Origin of the sequence: Nocardia sp. NPDC019323 (assembly GCF_044389845.1) — a bacterium.
GTDB lineage: Bacteria > Actinomycetota > Actinomycetes > Mycobacteriales > Mycobacteriaceae > Nocardia > Nocardia implantans.
On record NZ_JBIRYN010000002.1, the window covers coordinates 796,461 to 813,167 of the forward strand.

Below are 16,707 nucleotides of genomic sequence, written 5' to 3' on the forward strand. Positions count from 1 at the left end.
TACCTCGCTTCGGCGTTCCCGCTGACGGAACCGCACCCGGTCACACCAGAAGCGAACCGTGTCCCATGGCGCGGAGCATCGACAATAACTCCGAACGGGAACGGGCACCGACCCGGCGTCGGATGCGCGCGACGTGGTGCTCGACCGTCTTCGCCGAAATGTACAGGCGCGCACCGATCTCGCGATAGGTGAGCCCGAGCAGAACCAGTTCCGCCACTTCGCGTTCCCGTTCGCTGAGGATCGCGGCCTGCGGCGGCACGGGCGGCGGCGGGGCGGCGCCGTTGTGCGCGGCCGGTGCCGCCGGACGAGTCTGCGGCTCCTGCGGGCGGGCCTCGGCGCGCACCGTGCGGGCCAGCTTGAGCAGCGCGGTGGCGGTCGCCGAGTCGGGCGTCGCGAGCGCCGCCTCGCTGGCCAGCCGGGCGGCGTCCCACGTCATGCCGATCTCGGTGAGCGCGGCGACCGCCGCGTGCACCGGTGCGCTGACGACCTGACCGCGCAGCACCAGCACCCAGGTGCGGCCCGCGTCGGCCAGCACGGCGGCGTGCCGGTCGCCCGCCTCGGCCGCGGCCTTCAACGCGCGGGCGTGCGGCAGCAGCTCCTCGGGACTCTCGTGCGCGATCGCGGCCTGCACGCCGTACCAATGGAAGGCGTTGGACCACGCGGGCGGATCGTTCAGGCGGCGCAGCAGCGCGAGCGCGGCATCCACCAGGGGCGTGATCCGGCGTTCGTCGCGCATCCGGATGGCGGCCAGCCACAGTTCCCCGATCGGCAGCAGCGCGAGCAGATCGGCCTGCACGTCGTCGAACAGCGGATATGCCGCCTGCCATGCGCGAGCCAGCGCGGTGTGATCGCCGCTGCGCCGGGCGAGGCCGACCGCGACGCCGTGCGCCAGCAAGCGGTCGCGCATGTCCAGCCGGTCGTGGTCGAGCGCGGCGACGGTGGCGGCGGCGGCGCGCTCGTCGCCGCCGAGCATCGCCGTCCAGGCCGCGAGCACGTCGAGTTGATGGCAGCGCAGCCCGCTCGCGGTCGCCCGCCGCAGCGCGTCCTGGGCACGCCGGGGCTCGCCGGTGCCGAGGGAGAGCAGTGTGGCGATCGACGCCGCCGTGCACGGCAGGAAGCGGTCCACGCCCGCGTCCGCGTGTGCGGCCTGGACGAGCGCCGATACCGCCGCCGCGGTGTTGTTGCCCGGTTCGACGGTGTCCGCGAGCGCGGTCGCGATCAAGCGCGCGTGCGCGCCCGCTTCGGTGGGCGGCCACTTCGGCGCCGACGCGGACATCTCGTGCGCGCCCGCCACGTCGCCCGCCAGGCACAACACCGTGGCGCCGACCGCCCAGTCCGGGCCCACCCGGTGCCCGCCGAGCCACGTGTACAGCTGCGCCGCGCGCCCGACCAGCCCGCGGCGGGTGAGCACCGCCGCGCAGATCCGCACCGCCGTCGCCAGTTCCGCACCGGTGCTGCCCGAGCGCGCCAGCATCGGCTCGGCCAGCCGCATGGCGGTGTCGCCGTCACCGGTCCTCGCGGCCGCCTCGGCCCAGCGCAGCGCGATCAGATCCAGTTCGGCGCCCGCGGCGGCCGCGGCGGCGTAATAGCGAACCGCGTCGCGACCCGCCTGCTCGGCGGCGCCGACGAGGAAGTCGGCCAGCCGAGGATCGCGGACGCCGGACTCGGCCAGTTGCAGCGCGGTGCGGTCGCGCAGCAGGCCCGCCTCCAGCCGGGCGCCGAGCAGCCGGCGCTCGACCGCGACGAACCTGCGGTCGCCCAGCAGCGTGCGCAGTGGGGCGACGGCGGGTTCCAGCAGCAGGTCGGCATCGGTCACCAGGGCGCTGGCCCTGGCTCGGTCGATCAGTTCCTGCGCGACGGCCTGCTCGACGCCGAGCACCTCGGTGAGCTCGCTGGAGTCCAGGCCGGTGCCAGTGGTGGCGACCACCAGGGTCTCCAGCAGGTCGGGCTCCAGGTTCTCCAGCAGCCCGCGCGCCCACGTGGCGACGGCCGTGTCGACGGCGGCGATGCCCGCGTCCAGACGCGCCGAGCAGGCGGCCGTGAGCGCGGCGACCACGCCGCCGCGAATACCCGCGGTCTGCACATGGATGTGCTGCGCGACTTGGCGCGGCACCATCATGCCGAGTTCCCTGGCGAACGGTGCCATGTCCGCGACGCCGAGCGGGCGCAGGTCGACGACGCGACCGCGCCGGGAGACCGCGTCGGCGAGCATCCGCAGCCGCGGGTCGTGCGGGCGCGGCTGGGTGGCGATCACCATCGTGCGCGACCCGGATTCCACCGCGTTGCAGAGATATTCGAGATCGATCTGGCTCAGTGTGTGGGCGTTGTCGATGATCAGGGCCGGGCGGGCGGTGTCGGTCGTCACGCCTGCCGTGCCGCCCGGGTTCGGCGTGCGCGTCACCGGGTGGGCTCCGTTGCGCGCGTGCGCGTGCTGGAGCGCGGCGATGTCGTCCTGCAAGGGGACGCCGCGGGCGCGCAGCCGAGCGCGGATCTCCCCGAGCAGCGTCGACTTGCCGGTCTGGGACCGGCCGCGGATCAGGTAGACCACCGGTTGGTCGTCGGCGGAATCCAGGTCGCGGAACAGGTCCCGGGCGCAGGGAAGGGTGTCGAAGGCGGTATCAGCCACCGGAGCCTCCCAGGATCTCTCCCGGAGCGCGTAGCACCGTGCCGAGGGTGTCGCCCAGCACGCCGGTCGGCAGGCTCGGTGCGCTCGGCACCGTGGGCCGTGGCTGCTGCTGGGTCGGCGCGGGCGGGTTGGTCGGCGCAGGTGCGGGCGCGGGGGCGGGGGAAGGCTGTTGGGGTTGCGGCTGCGGGGCGGATTGCTGCGCCGGGGCGTCCGCAGGCGCTGGGGCGGGTTGATCGGGATTCTGCTCGCTGTTCACCACGGCCACGGTGGTGCCCGCAGCCGCCGACGAAGGGGAACCGGCCTGCGTCGCTTCGGTGCCGGTCTTCGGTCGGCCGGTGGCGCTCGCCGAGTCCGTCGCGGCGACGCCGGACGGAGCGGAGGGGTCGACCGGCTGTGCTCCCGAGGTCGCGGCGACTTGGGCGGCGCCGGTGGTGGACCGCTCGGTCGAGGCGGGATTGTCCGGCCCGGATTGGATGCCGGTGCCGATCGCGAGCGTCCCGGTGGCCAGCAGGCCGATGGCGACCACGACACCGGCCACCACCGCCATGCGCGGTCGGCTGATCAGTGCGCGCCTGCGCGCCGGTGGCTCATCTGGCAGCGCCGCGAGTCCCGCCGAGGGAAGGGCGCGCGGCTGCGGCACGGTCTCTTCCTCGGCCACCGGAGCGACCAAGGGAAGCTGGTCGGTCTCGGCGGCGAGCAGATCGGCGGCCAGCAGCGCAGCCCCGCGCGCCGTGGTGTGCTCGGGGTCGGGAGCGGCCACGACGGGCAGTCCGAACTCGGAGGAGACGAGCTCGGCGACCAGCGGGACAGCGCCGCCTCCTCCGGTGAGCAGGACGCGGCCGACATCGCCGATGTCGAGCCCGGCCCGGTGCACCGCGTCGCGGATCAGGTCCATCGCGCTCAGCAGCGGTCCGCGCAGCAGATCTTCCAGTTCCCCGCGCACCAGCCGCACGGTGCTGCCGTGCGGATCCGCGGGGTCCAACCGCACCGGAACAACGGTCGCGGTATTTATGGAAAGCTCTTCTTTCGCTTTCCTGCAGCGTTCCCGCAAAGCCGATAATTCGCGTTCCACCATCGGATCGAACGGATCGAAATCGGCGGCGAGCACCGCGTTAGCCAGGACATAGCGCATGGTCAGCAGATCGAATTCCGCGCCGGCGACGTCGGTGCTGCGCAACGGTGTGCCGAGCAGGCTGGCGTGCTCACCGGTGCGTACCACCGAAACCGTCGAGCCCGAGGCGCCGAGATCCAGGACGATCACCGCGCCGTCGCCGGTCCTGCCGTGCGCGGCGTCGAGCCAGCGGATCGCGGCGGTCGGCTCCGGCACCAGCGTCACCTCGCCGAGCCCGGCCCGCTCGAGCGCGTCGCGCTGGATGTCGACGGTGTGCCGCGACCACCAGGCCGGGTGGCAGGCGACCGTCGCCTGGACGCCGCCGCGCCCGGTCTCGGCGGCGATCTCGTCGACCAGGCAGCCGATCGAGGTCGCTACCAGGTCGGGGGCGGAATAGGACGACCCGTCCTCGGCGAGGATGCCCACCGGGTCGCCGACCCTGGCGAGGAAGCCCTCCAACAGAACGTCGCTGGAATGGCGGCCGGCGGAGCGAGCGCCCGCGCCGAGCGTGGGCGCCATGTCCGGCGAGAGTCGCAGCACGCTCGGATGCGAGCGTAGAAAGCCGCCGCCGGACGGGCCGAGGCCGTCGTCGCCATCCTCCGTAGCCGCCACGGCGACCGAATTCGACGCCCCGACAGTGATGCCGAGCGCCAGGCGCTGTGTCATTCGAGAACCCCGTTCGAGAAGCTGTCAGGTCCGGTGTCGCTGCTGTGTATCGAGCTGGTGCGCTGGGCGTTGTAGTTGCCGACGCAACCGTTCTGTCGGTTGCTGGCCATCCGCCGTTACTTCGTTAGGGGCACGTTTAGGGAATTTCCCCTAATTTCGCTCTTACCCCTATCGGGTGGCCACGGCCGGTAGTAGGGGTTCGCCCCGTTTCGGCGTAACGCGATGCGCTCCTAGCGTGATTTGCATTCCAACGACTGCGGATCAGCGAGGTCCGCCGGGACTCAGGAGAAGATTCTCATGACACCCAACGCGATTCTGGAGTTCATCCTCGGTCTGCTGCGGAACCAAGAAGCCGCGGTCGCGTACTGCGCCAACCCGACCCAGGCGCTGGCCGCCGCGGGCCTGAGCGCGGTGACCCCCGAGGACATCGCCCTCTGCGCCCCGATGGTCGCGGAGTCGGCGCTGGTCACCGGCGGCTCCCAGTTGCAGTCCATCGTGGCGGCGGGCGCGCAGACCGGCACGGCCGCCGCGATCGGCGCGGCGGGCACCGTTGGCGCGGCGGCGGTGGCGGATGCCGGAGTCGACCTGGGCGCCGATCTCGGCGTGGATCTGGGCGGCGGTGCGGGTGGCGGCCTCGATGTCGACCTCGGTGTCGGTACGGGCGTCGACGTCGGTGGCGGACTGAACACCGCGATCGACACCGGGCTGGAGATCGGCGCGGGTCTGGGCGCCGGGTTGGCCGCGGGCCTCGACACCGTGGTGAACGCGGGCGCCGACCTGTCCGCCGCCGTCGGCGGCCTGCTCGGCGCAGGCGCTCAGGTGATCAGCGGCATCGGCGCGGGCCTCGATCTGGACGCCGAAGGGGCGGGAGACATCGCCGCCGGACTGGGGACCGGCCTCTCCACCGGTCTCGACGCGGCGATCGGCGCGGGTGCGGGCCTCGGCGCGGGCCTGGAAGGCGCGGCGGACGTGGCGGCGGGCTTGGGCGCTGGGCTGGAAGGCGCGGTGGACGCCGCGACCGGTCTGACCACGGGCCTGGAAGGCGCTCTGGGCGCCGGTGCGCAGGCGGGCGCAGATCTGGGCGCGGGCCTCGGCGGGGTGATCGACGCGACGACCGGTTTGACGACCGGGCTCGGCGCGGGTCTGGAAGGCGCGGCGGGCGCCGCGGGCGATCTGACCGCAGGCCTCGGCGGCGCTGTGCAGACGGGCGCTGACCTCGGGGCAGGTCTGGGCGCCGGTATCGGAGGTGCCGTCGACGCGACGACCGGCCTCGGCGCAGGCCTGGAAACCGCCATCGGTGGCGCGGCGGACATCACCACGGGTGTCGGCGCAGGTCTGGAGGGTGCTGTGCAGGGCGCCACGGACATCTCCGCGGGATTGAACGCGGGGCTGGAAGGTGGTCTCGGCGCGGCGACCGACGTGACCTCGGGCCTCGGCGCGGGTCTCGAGGGCGCTGTGGACGCGACGACCGGCCTCGGAGCGGGTCTGGATAGCACGGTCGGTGGCGCGGTGGACCTCACCACCGGTATCGGCGCGGGCCTCGAAACCGGCCTCGGCGCGGCCACCGATGTGACCGCGGGGCTCGGCACCGGTGTCGGCGCTGGACTGGAAGGCGTTGTGGACGCGACGACGGGACTCGGTGCCGGTCTGAACGCCGCGACTGATGTCACCACGGGTCTCGGTGCGGGTCTGGGCGGGGCCGCGGGTGCGGCCACTGATCTGACCGCAGGTCTCGGCGCGGGCCTGGAGGGTGCTGCCGACGCGTCGACCGGCCTCGGCGCGGGTCTCGGCGGAGCTGTCGATGCGGCGGGCGGCCTTGCTACAGGCGTGGATGCGGCGCTGGGAGCTGGTGCCCAGGTAGGTGGCGGCCTGGAAGGCGCCATCGATGCGACGACCGGGCTCGGTGCCGGCTTGAATGGTGCCGCTGATGTCGGCGCGGGTGTCGGAGGCGCCGCCGCGGGTGGCCTGGCCACGGGTTTGGATGCGGCGCTGGGGGCTGGCGCTGGTCTGGAAGGCGCCGTCGACGCGACGACCGGCCTCGGCGCGAACTTGGGTGGTGCGGCTGACGTCGGCACAGGCCTGGGTGCGGGACTCGGTGGAGCCGCGGGTGCGGCGACCGATCTCACGGCGGGTATCGACAGCGCGATTGGCGGGGTGGCGAACCTCGGCACCGGTGTGGGTACGGGACTCGAAGGGGCCGTCGACGCGACAACCGATCTCGGCGCGGGCATCGCGGGTGCTGTCGATGCCGGTCTCGGTGCGGGTCTAGACGGCGCGGCTGATGTCACCACGGGCCTCGGTGCGGGCCTCGGAGGAGCCGTGGACGCGACAACCGGCCTGGGCGCGAACCTGGGAGGGGTTGTGGATAGTTCCGCCGGTGTCGATGCGGGGCTGGGCGGCGCCGCGAATTCGGCGACGGGTATCGGTGCCGGTGTGCAGGCTGGGCTGGAGGGCGCGGTTGATGCGTCGACCGGTTTGGGGTCGAATGTTGGTGGGGCTGTGGATGGTTCGGCCGGTGCTGCGATGGACTTGACCGCTGGTCTCGGTGCGAATCTCGGTGGCGCTGCGGATGCGGCCGCGGGCGTTGGCACCGGTGTGCAGGCTGGGCTCGGGGGTGCGGTTGATGCGTCGACCGGTCTGGGGACGAGCCTGGGAGGGGTTGTGGATGGTTCTGCGGGTGCCGCGACGGACTTGGCCGCCGGTCTTGGTGCGGGGCTCGGCGGCGCTGCGGGTGCGGCGGGTGACCTCGGCGCCGGAGCGGGTCTGGAAGGTGCGCTGAACGGCGCCGGTGAGGTGACCACCGGTCTGGACGCGGCGCTGGGAGGCGGCGCGCAGGCGGGTGCCGGTCTCGGCGCTGGAGCGTCCACCGGATTGCACGGGGCGGCCGACGCGGGTGCGCAGATCGGGTCCGGTCTGGAGGCAGGCCTTGGCGGCGCGCTCGATGCCGGCGGGCAGGCGGCCACCGGGCTCACCGGCGGAATCGGTTCCGCGGCCCAGGGTTCCGGTAACGCGGCCGCGGGGCTCGGAGGCAACTTCTCCTCCGCCGTCGGCGGTGCCGGAAACCTCGGAACACAGGCGACGGCGGGTCTGGAGACCGGGCTCGCGACGGGTCTCGGCGCGGCCGTGAACACCGGCGCGGAACTCGGCGGTGGACTGGACAGCTCGCTGCACACCGGTGGGCAGGTCGGCGGGGGCTTGCAGAGCGGGCTCGGTGGCGCGTTCGATGCGGGGCTGCACGGTGCCAGCGGCCTGGAAACGGGCCTGTCCACCGGCGTGGGCGGCGCGGTACAGGCCGGTACGGGCCTCGGAACCGGGCTGACCGGCGCCATCGATGCCGGCGCTCAGGCGGGTTCGGGCCTCTCGGCCGGGCTCGCTTCGGGCCTGTCGACTGGACTGGGCGCGGGTGCGGAAGCCGGTGCAGGACTTGCCGCCGGAATTCAAGGCGCGGCCGGTTCGGGTCTGGAGACCGGACTCGGCGCTGCGGGCAACGTGGGTGCGGGTCTGTCGAGTGGTCTCGATGGCGCGTCGAGTGCGGGAGCGCATCTCGGTTCGGGCTTGGAGACTGGACTCGGCGCTGCGGGTAACGCGGGCGCGGGTCTGTCGAGTGGCCTCGAAGGAGCCTCGAGCGCGGGAGCGCACTTCGGTTCGAGTTTGGACGGCGGCGTCGGCTCGCACGCGAGCTCTGGCCTGTCCTCGGGTCTCGACGCCACGGGCGGACTCGGCGGTGCGGCGCACTCGAGCGTGAGCGGCGCGGCGGACGCGGGCGCCGGGCTGGCTGGCTCGGCCGGCGGCGCGGCGCACGGTGCGGTGGACACCGGCGCCGGTCTCGGCGGCAGCGTCGGCTCGACCGCGCACACCTGGTCCTCGCTGGACGTGTCGAGCGCTTTCGGTTCCGGCCTGGACAGCTCCGCCAGCGGCCAGGCCGACGCGGGCCTGTTCGGCGAGAGCCACGCGGGCACGGAGTTCAGCGGTTCGGCGGGCGCCGAGCTGGGTGGCGATACATTCCTGCACTGACAGTTGCCCGGTAATACGGAAAGAGGTCCATACCGCGATGGGGACACCCGCGCCGAACGCCACTCCACCGGCGGTACCGCTGCTGTCGGTACTCGGTGAAACCATCGCGGCGGCCCGCGCCGCCGGCCGCAACGATCTGGTCGGCCGCCTGGAAGTGGCGGCCGACCGGGTCCGCGACCCACGGCGGCGCATCGTCGTCGCCGGGCAGCTCGACCAGGGCAAGAGCCGTTTCGTCAACGCGCTGCTGAACCTGGACATCTGCCCGGTCGGCGACGACGCGACCACGGCGGTCCCGATGCTGCTCGCGCACGGTCCCGAGCCGCGCGCGGAGCTGGTGCTCGCGGCGCACGGCGACTCCAGCGGCGCGGAGACCAGGGTGGCGGTGCCGATTGCGGAGATCGGCGCGATCGACCAGCGCGCCCCGGTCGCGCAGGGGCGGCGGATCGTGCGCCTCGAGGTGCAGATCCCCAACGCGCTGCTGGCCGATGGCATCGTGCTGATCGACACCCCGGGCGTCGGCGGCCACGGCAATGCCCACGCGGCAGGCGTGCTCGGATTGGTGCCCGCCGCGGACGCGGTGCTGGTGCTCTCGGACGCCTCGACCGAACTCACCGAACCCGAGCTGGCGTTCCTGCGGCAGGTGCGGGAACTGTGCCCGACGGTGGCGCTGCTGCTCACCAAGACCGACTTGTACCCGCACTGGCGTCAGGTGCACGAAGCCGATCTGGGCCATCTCGCGCGCGCCCGCCTGGACGTGCCGATGATCCCGGTGTCGTCGCTGCTGCGCAGTCACGCCATGCGGTTGCAGGACCCGCAGTTGGGTGTCGAATCCGGCTTCGGCGTGCTGTACACCTTCCTGCGCGACCAGGTGGTCGCGCGCGATCAGCTGGCCACTCGCACCGCCGTCGCCCGCGACATCCGGTCCGCCGCCGAGCATCTCGCGCTGGCTCTCGGCAGTGAATTGGTCGCGGTCCGCGATCCGGCGCAGGGCGCGGCGGCGGTGCGCGAGCTGCAATCCGCCCGTTCCGCGGCGGAGGAACTGCACCGCAGGACCGCCGCCTGGCAGCAGACGCTCGCCGACGGCATCACCGACCTGGCCGGGGACGTCGACCACGATCTGCGCGACCGCCTGCGCAATCTCGCGCGCACCACCGAGGAATGGATCGACGAGCACGATCCAGGCCGGCACTGGGACCGCATCGCCGAACACCTCACCGGCACCGTCGACACCGCGCTCGGCGACAACCTGCTGTGGACCCACGCGCGCGCGATCCAGCTCGCCGAGCGCGTCGCCGAGCACTTCGCCGAACTGGGCGCCGTCGACCTGCCGGACGTGCGCCCCGGCGCCGGCGCCGACACCGGCCGCGCCGTCACCGGCACGCTCGCCGATCTCGAGCCGGACATCGGTTTCGGCAGCAAGCTGCTCGTCGGCATGCGCGGCTCCTACGGCGGCGTGCTCATGGTCGGGCTCGCCAGCACCTTCGCCGGCCTCGCGATGCTCAACCCGATCTCGATCGGCGCGGGATTGATCGTGGGCGGCAAGGCGTTCCGCGACGACAAGCAGGCCAGGCTGGCCAAGCGGCGCAACGAAGCGAAGGCGGCGGTGCGCCGTTTCGTCGACGATGTGGCGTTCCAGGCGGGCAAGGAGTCGAAGGATCGGCTGCACCGGATCCACCGCGCCCTGCGCGACCACTACGCCGGCGTCGCCGAACGCAGTCTGCGCTCGATCGACGAGTCGCTGCGGGCCGCGCAGGAGGCGGCGAACATGGTGGCCACCCGCCGCGCCGAACGCGGTGCGCAGCTGGAACAGCAGCTGCGCGTGGTCGCCGAACTGCGCCGCTACGCCGATGCCATGCAGACCGCACTACCGATGGGACCCGCCGGTACGGTAACCCCGTGAGACGTGATGGTGACGCGGTGCCGGGAATCGTCGCCGAGGCGCATCGGCTGGTCGGGGCGGCGCAGGCAGCGCTCGCGGGGGAGCCGCGGCCGCGCGCCCTGCTGGCCGACTGCGCCCGCAGATTGGATCAGCCGCTGCGGGTCGCGCTCGCCGGTTCGATCAAGGCGGGCAAATCCACCCTGCTGAATTCGCTTGTCGGACAGGACATCGCTCCCACCGACGCGACCGAGTGCACCAGGGTGGTCACCTGGTACCGGTACGGTTCCACGCCCAGCGTGACCGCCTACGCCCCCGACGGCGCCCGCGCGCACGTAGTGGTCCGCCGCGGCAGCGGGACGCACGGGCTGACCTTCGACCTGGACCGACTGAACTGGAACGCCCCGGCCCCGCGCGAGGTCGACCATCTCGAAGTCGAGTGGCCCGCCGCGACGCTCGCGCACACCACCATCATCGACACTCCCGGCACCTCGTCGCTGTCGCGCGAGGTCTCGCGGCGCACCGCGCGTCTGCTGACCCCCGGCGCGGACGAGGAGCGGTCCGAGCAGAGCATCGCCATTCCGGGCGCCGACGCGGTGGTCTATCTGCTGCGCCGGTTGGACGCGACGGACGTGCAGTTCCTCGAGCGCGTCGGCGCGGGCACCGCCGCCGCCAACGGCGGACCGGGCGCGCCGGGTCCGCTGGGCATTGTCGGGGTGGTCTCGCGGGCCGACGAGATCGGCGCCGGCCGCATCGACGCGCTGCACTCGGCGCGTGAGGTCGCCGCGCGTTTCGCCGGGGAATTGGAACGGACGGGCTTGTGCCAGGCCGTGATCCCGGTCGCCGGGCTGCTCGCGTTCGCCGCGGCGACGCTGCGTCAGCAGGAGTTCGCGGCTTTCGAGGCGCTGGCGCGGGTCCCGGTCGACGACCTGAGCGCCGCGTTGCTCTCGGCGGACCGTTTCGCGCGCGCCGACGTGCCGCTTCCGGTCCCGCCGGAGCTGCGCGCCCAGCTCGCCGAGCGGTTCGGGTTGTTCGGCATCCGGATGGCGGTCACGCTGATTCGGCTCGGCGTGCGCGACTCGGCCACCCTTGCCGCCGAATTGACCAGTCGCAGCGGCGTGGACGAACTGCGCTCGGTGCTGGACGTGCAGTTCGGTCAGCGCGCCGATCAGCTCAAGGCGCACTCCGCGCTGACCGCGCTGGCCCGGGTGCTGACCGCCTACCGAGGCACCCAGGCCGATCGCCTGCTGCCCAGGGTGCGCACCTTGCTCGCGGACGTACACGGTTTCGCCGAGCTGCGCCTGCTCGGCCGCCTGCGCACCGACGAACTGGCGCTGCCCGCCGACGATCTCGCCGAGCTGCACCGCCTCATCGGCGGCTCCGGGATCGCACCGCATCTGCGCCTGGGTCTCCCCGCCGACGCGCCGCTGCCGGCGCAGCGCGCCCAGGCGATGGCCGCGGTGCGGAAATGGCGCGCGCGGGCGCGTCACCCGCTCGCCGACCAATTCACCGCCACGGCGTGCCTGACCGCCGCTCGCAGCGCGGAAGGCACGCTGAGCGTGCTGCCGGAATGATCGGCCGGTGAATACCGCCTCCGAAGCGCCGTGACCTGCGGCGACGGGCGTATTCCCCGCTGACCGCCGCCGGTGTAGTCGCCGTGGGGCCGGGTATGCGCCCTGGTAGCGAGAGGAGGTAACGATGAGCCAAGAGGACGTCGTACACGAATTGCTCGTCCGTGCGGGCACGGGATATGCCGAGGAAGCGGGCATCACCCTCGACGACAAACCGGCCGCACTTTTCCAGTTGCTCATGCTTTCCCAGCTGCTCAGCGCCCGTATCTCCGCGGAGATCGCGATCGGGGCCACGCGAGAACTGATCAGCAGCGGCTACCGGACGCCGCACCGGGTCGCGGACGCGCAGTGGCAGGAGTTGGTCGACGCGCTGGGGCGAGGGAACTACCGCCGCTACGACGAGAGCACCGCGACGCGACTGCACCACAATGCGTTGCGCCTGCTCGATCGCTACCACGGTGACCTGCGGGAACTGGCGAAGAAAGCGGACAACGACCCGCAGCGCGCCGCGGAACTGCTGCAAGAGTTCGACGGGATCGGTCCGACCGGAGCCCATATCTTCCTGCGCGAGATCCAGGACATCTGGACCTGGGTCCGGCCGCACTTCGACGAACGCGCTCTGCGCGGCGCCAAGCGCGTCCAGTTGCCGGAGGATCCCGACCGGCTGGCGCGGCTGGCGCCGGATCACCACACCGCCGAACTCGCCGCCGCGCTGGTGCGGGTGACGCTGGACGAGAAGATCGCCGACGAGGTCTTGGCCGCCGCGCCCTGATCGAGCTCAGGCGGTGGCGGCGCCCGCTGCGCGCGGGTCGATCAGGATCTTCGCGTGCCGCTGCGGGTTGCCGAGCGCGGCGAAGGCGTCCGCGACGCCGTCCAGCCCGACGGTCCCGGTGATCAGCGGGCTCGGGTCGACCTTTCCCTCGGCGAGCATGTGCAGGGTGTCGCGGAACTCGCCGGGGTCGTAGCCGAGCACGAACCGCAGTTCGATCTCCTTGTTGATCGCCATGGCGGGATGGAAGCGGTCGGTCTCCATGCAGACCCCGACCACGACAACGCGTGACAGCGGAGGCGCGGCGGCGAGGATCTGATCGATGATCCCGGGTACGCCCACGCATTCGAAGACGACCGGACCGGCGGGTCCCGCGTTCACCGTGTGAGCGAGGCGGAAGACGTACCACCACGGCAGATTCGGCACCCGCCGCAAGCGTTCCATGGTGTCGAACCCGAGTCCGAGGATGTCGGTGACGCCGTTGATCCGTCCCTTCTTCGGTGCGGCCGTCCAGGGTGACTCGGTCGCCGGATCCACCACGACGTCGGCGCCGCACGCCGTGGCCAGTTCCCGTCGGCGCGGGGAGAAGTCGCTGGCCACCACGGTGCGCACGCCCGCGGCCTTCAGCATGCTGATCACCGCGAGGCCGATCGGCCCGCAACCGATGACGAAGGCGGTCTGCCCCTTGCCGACCCGGCCCCTGCGCACGGCGTGCCAGGCCACCGCCATCGGCTCGGTCAACGCGGCGTGCTCGGCGGACAACCCGTTGGGCACCGGCATGGTCATCGATTCCTGGACCACCACCTGTTCGGCGTAACCGCCGGGCGCCGCGGTCGACAGTCCGACCAGGTGGGGTTGCCCGCCGTGCCGGACGATCGGCAGGGCCACCACCGGCGTTCCCGTCTTCCACCGCTTCCGGCACTCCGGCCCGTAGTCGACCACGGTGCCGCTGAATTCGTGGCCGAGCACCACGCTCTGATCCGAACGCATGAAGTGGTCGTAGCCCGTGGCCACGGCCAGGTCGGCCAGTTCGTCGGCATGGGTGCGGGCATGCAGGTCGGAGCCGCAGATACCGCAGCGCGCCACGTCGATCAGCAGTTGCCCCGGACCGGGCCGTGGCGTCGGCACCTCCGTGACCTCGAATTCGGCGGCGGTGACGACGGCGGCCCTCATGGCGACTCCTCGGATCGACGGCGCACGGATGGGGTGCCCCGCCGTCACCCTACTGCGGCCACGATCCCGGCCGCACTCGCTCAGGGGGCCGTCCAGCGCCCTCGATGTATGACGCAGATCACATCTACGTGCCGCCTCCGGGGAATTAAACGCGCGACTAGCCCGTTGAGCTATTCGACAAGATTGAGCGTGCAGGACTCAAGTTTCGGTTGACTCCGAGACTCCTGCGGGGCAGGATTGAGCCGACCACGCTCAGTGTTGCTGGGGCCGTGCTCCGTGAGGTGCTAGGGGCGAGGTCTCGCGGCGTCCTTCGCGGCGCCACAGGGCGGTTTTCGCCCGGCACCGACACACATTGGTACGTCAATTAGGAGGAACCACCATGGCTCGTGCGGTCGGAATCGACCTCGGGACCACGAACTCGGTCGTCGCCGTTCTCGAAGGCGGCGAGCCGGTCGTCGTCGCCAACTCGGAAGGATCGCGCACCACCCCGTCGATCGTCGCGTTCGCGAAGAACGGCGAGGTACTGGTCGGCCAGCCGGCCAAGAACCAGGCTGTCACCAACGTCGACCGCACCATTCGCTCCGTCAAGCGGCACATCGGCACCGACTGGACCGTCGAGATCGATGGCAAGAAGTACACGCCGCAGGAGATCAGCGCCCGCACGCTGATGAAGCTGAAGCGCGACGCGGAGGCCTACCTCGGTGAGGAGATCACCGACGCGGTCATCACCGTGCCCGCCTACTTCGAGGACGCCCAGCGGCAGGCCACGAAGGAAGCAGGCCAGATCGCGGGCCTGAACGTCCTGCGCATCGTCAACGAGCCCACCGCGGCGGCGCTGGCCTACGGCCTGGACAAGGGCGACAAGGAACAGACCATTCTGGTCTTCGACCTCGGTGGCGGCACCTTCGACGTCTCGCTGCTGGAAATCGGCGAGGGCGTCGTCGAGGTCCGCGCCACCTCCGGCGACAACCACCTCGGTGGCGACGACTGGGACGAGCGGGTCGTGCAGTGGCTGGTCGACAAGTTCAAGGCCAGCTCGGGCATCGACCTGACCAAGGACAAGATGGCCATGCAGCGGCTGCGTGAGGCCGCCGAGAAGGCCAAGATCGAGCTGAGCTCCTCGCAGAGCACCTCGATCAACCTGCCCTACATCACCGTCGACGCGGACAAGAACCCGCTGTTCCTCGACGAGCAGCTGACCCGCGCCGAGTTCCAGAAGATCACCTCGGACCTGCTCGACCGCACCCGCGCGCCGTTCCAGTCCGTGATCAAGGACGCGGGCATCAAGGTGTCCGACATCGACCACGTGGTGCTCGTCGGCGGCTCCACCCGTATGCCCGCCGTCTCCGATCTGGTCAAGGAACTGACCGGCGGCAAGGAGCCCAACAAGGGCGTGAACCCGGACGAGGTCGTCGCCGTCGGCGCCGCCCTGCAGGCCGGTGTGCTCAAGGGTGAGGTCAAGGACGTCCTGCTGCTCGACGTGACCCCGCTGTCGCTGGGCATCGAGACCAAGGGCGGCGTGATGACCAAGCTCATCGAGCGCAACACGACCATTCCGACCAAGCGCTCGGAGACCTTCACCACGGCCGACGACAACCAGCCGTCGGTGCAGATCCAGGTGTTCCAGGGTGAGCGCGAGATCGCCTCGCACAACAAGCTGCTCGGCTCCTTCGAGCTGACCGGCATCCCGCCGGCCCCGCGCGGCGTGCCGCAGATCGAGGTCACCTTCGACATCGACGCCAACGGCATCGTGCACGTCACCGCGAAGGACAAGGGCACCGGCAAGGAGAACACGATCAAGATCCAGGACGGCTCCGGCCTGTCCAAGGAGGAGATCGACCGGATGATCAAGGACGCCGAGGCGCACGCGGCCGAGGACAAGGCGCGTCGCGAGGAGGCGGAGACCCGCAACCAGGCCGAGTCGCTGGTCCACCAGACCGAGAAGTTCATCAAGGAGAACGAGGACAAGGTCCCCGCGGACGTCAAGACCAAGGTCGAGGCGGCCATCGCCGAGGCGAACGAGGCGCTGAAGGGCACCGACATCGCCGCGGTCAAGGCGGCGGTGGAGAAGCTGGCGACCGAGTCGCAGGCGCTCGGCCAGGCCATCTACGAGGCCTCCGCGGCGGACGCCGCCGCGCAGGGCAACGGCGCGTCCAGCGCCGCGTCGGATGACCAGGTCGTGGACGCCGAGGTCGTGGACGAGCCGGTCGACACGGAGAAGAAGTGACCGAGGCCAACTCCGAGAAGGAGCCGATCACCTTCGTCGACAACCGGAAGATCGATCCGGAGACCGGTGACGTCCGGCAGCAGGCCGCGGACAACGGCGCCGCGGCCGCGCAGGCCCCGCAGGCGGACGAGGGCGTGGAAACCGGCAACGGCGACGCCCTCGCCGACACCATCAGCGGCGAGCTCGCCGAGCGCACCGCCGACCTGCAGCGGCTGACCGCGGAGTACGCCAACTACCGGCGGCGGGTCGAGCGCGACCGCAAGGCCGCGATCGATGCCGCCAAGGCGTCGGTGGTCACCGAGCTGCTCGGCGTGCTCGACGATCTCGACCGCGCGCGGGCGCACGGTGACCTGGAGGCGGGCCCGCTGAAGTCGGTGGCCGACAAGCTGTCGGCCGCGCTGCTCAAGCAGGGTCTCGAGGAGTTCGGTTCGGAGGGCGAGCCTTTCGACCCGACCCTGCACGAGGCCGTGCAGCACGAGGGCTCCGGCCACGACCCGGTGATCGGCATTGTGATGCGCAAGGGCTATCGCTTCGGCGATAGGGTGCTTCGGCACGCGCTCGTCGGGGTAACCGACGGCGTGGCCGATGTGAAGGAAAACGCTGTTCCACCGACTGAAGAGGCATCGGATGTTGATGCCGGCGCGAACGAACAATAAGGATGCGAGAGGAGGAGA

9 protein-coding genes are annotated in these 16,707 nt (G+C 71.8%); 6 read left to right on the forward strand and 3 right to left on the reverse strand.

The window, feature by feature from the left end:
• Window positions 1-40: 40 nt before the first annotated feature.
• Window positions 41-2,626, reverse strand: a complete 2,586-nt coding sequence (locus ACH49X_RS11070; protein WP_357110535.1) for a LuxR C-terminal-related transcriptional regulator — start codon at window positions 2,624-2,626, stop codon at window positions 41-43.
• Complete coding sequence (locus ACH49X_RS11075) at window positions 2,619-4,403, reverse strand: Hsp70 family protein (protein ID WP_195080855.1); 1,785 nt, start codon at window positions 4,401-4,403, stop codon at window positions 2,619-2,621. Before ACH49X_RS11075 ends, ACH49X_RS11070 begins: the two co-directional genes overlap by 8 nt.
• A gap of 297 nt (window positions 4,404-4,700) precedes the next feature.
• On the opposite strand from ACH49X_RS11075, the gene ACH49X_RS11080 reads away from it, so the two are divergent.
• From ACH49X_RS11080 to ACH49X_RS11095, 4 genes are all read left to right on the forward strand, one after another.
• Window positions 4,701-8,417 (forward strand): IniB N-terminal domain-containing protein, encoded by a 3,717-nt coding sequence (locus ACH49X_RS11080; RefSeq protein ID WP_357208893.1) that lies wholly within the window; start codon window positions 4,701-4,703, stop codon window positions 8,415-8,417.
• A 37-nt stretch (window positions 8,418-8,454) separates the two neighbouring features.
• Window positions 8,455-10,317 (forward strand): dynamin family protein, encoded by a 1,863-nt coding sequence (locus ACH49X_RS11085; RefSeq protein ID WP_357208891.1) that lies wholly within the window; start codon window positions 8,455-8,457, stop codon window positions 10,315-10,317.
• Window positions 10,314-11,867 carry a dynamin family protein gene (locus ACH49X_RS11090; RefSeq protein WP_357110544.1) on the forward strand — a complete coding sequence of 518 codons (1,554 nt, stop codon included), beginning with the start codon at window positions 10,314-10,316 and terminating at the stop codon, window positions 11,865-11,867. Before ACH49X_RS11085 ends, ACH49X_RS11090 begins: the two co-directional genes overlap by 4 nt.
• A 124-nt stretch (window positions 11,868-11,991) precedes the next feature.
• A complete protein-coding gene (locus ACH49X_RS11095; RefSeq protein WP_195080851.1) occupies window positions 11,992-12,636 on the forward strand; it encodes an endonuclease in 645 nt (214 codons plus the stop codon).
• Between the two features lie 6 nt (window positions 12,637-12,642).
• On the opposite strand, the gene ACH49X_RS11100 is transcribed toward ACH49X_RS11095, so the two are convergent.
• On the reverse strand, window positions 12,643-13,806 hold the full coding sequence (locus ACH49X_RS11100) for a zinc-binding dehydrogenase (protein ID WP_195080850.1): 1,164 nt from the start codon (window positions 13,804-13,806) through the stop codon (window positions 12,643-12,645).
• Window positions 13,807-14,185: 379 nt separating this feature from the next.
• On the opposite strand from ACH49X_RS11100, the gene dnaK reads away from it, so the two are divergent.
• Both dnaK and grpE read left to right on the forward strand, forming a co-directional pair.
• A complete protein-coding gene (gene dnaK, locus ACH49X_RS11105; protein ID WP_195080849.1) occupies window positions 14,186-16,033 on the forward strand; it encodes a molecular chaperone DnaK in 1,848 nt (615 codons plus the stop codon).
• Window positions 16,030-16,689: a nucleotide exchange factor GrpE gene (grpE, locus tag ACH49X_RS11110; protein ID WP_195080848.1), complete on the forward strand. Its 660-nt coding sequence runs from the start codon at window positions 16,030-16,032 to the stop codon at window positions 16,687-16,689. The genes dnaK and grpE overlap by 4 nt, the downstream gene beginning before the upstream one ends.
• Window positions 16,690-16,707 lie beyond the last annotated feature (18 nt).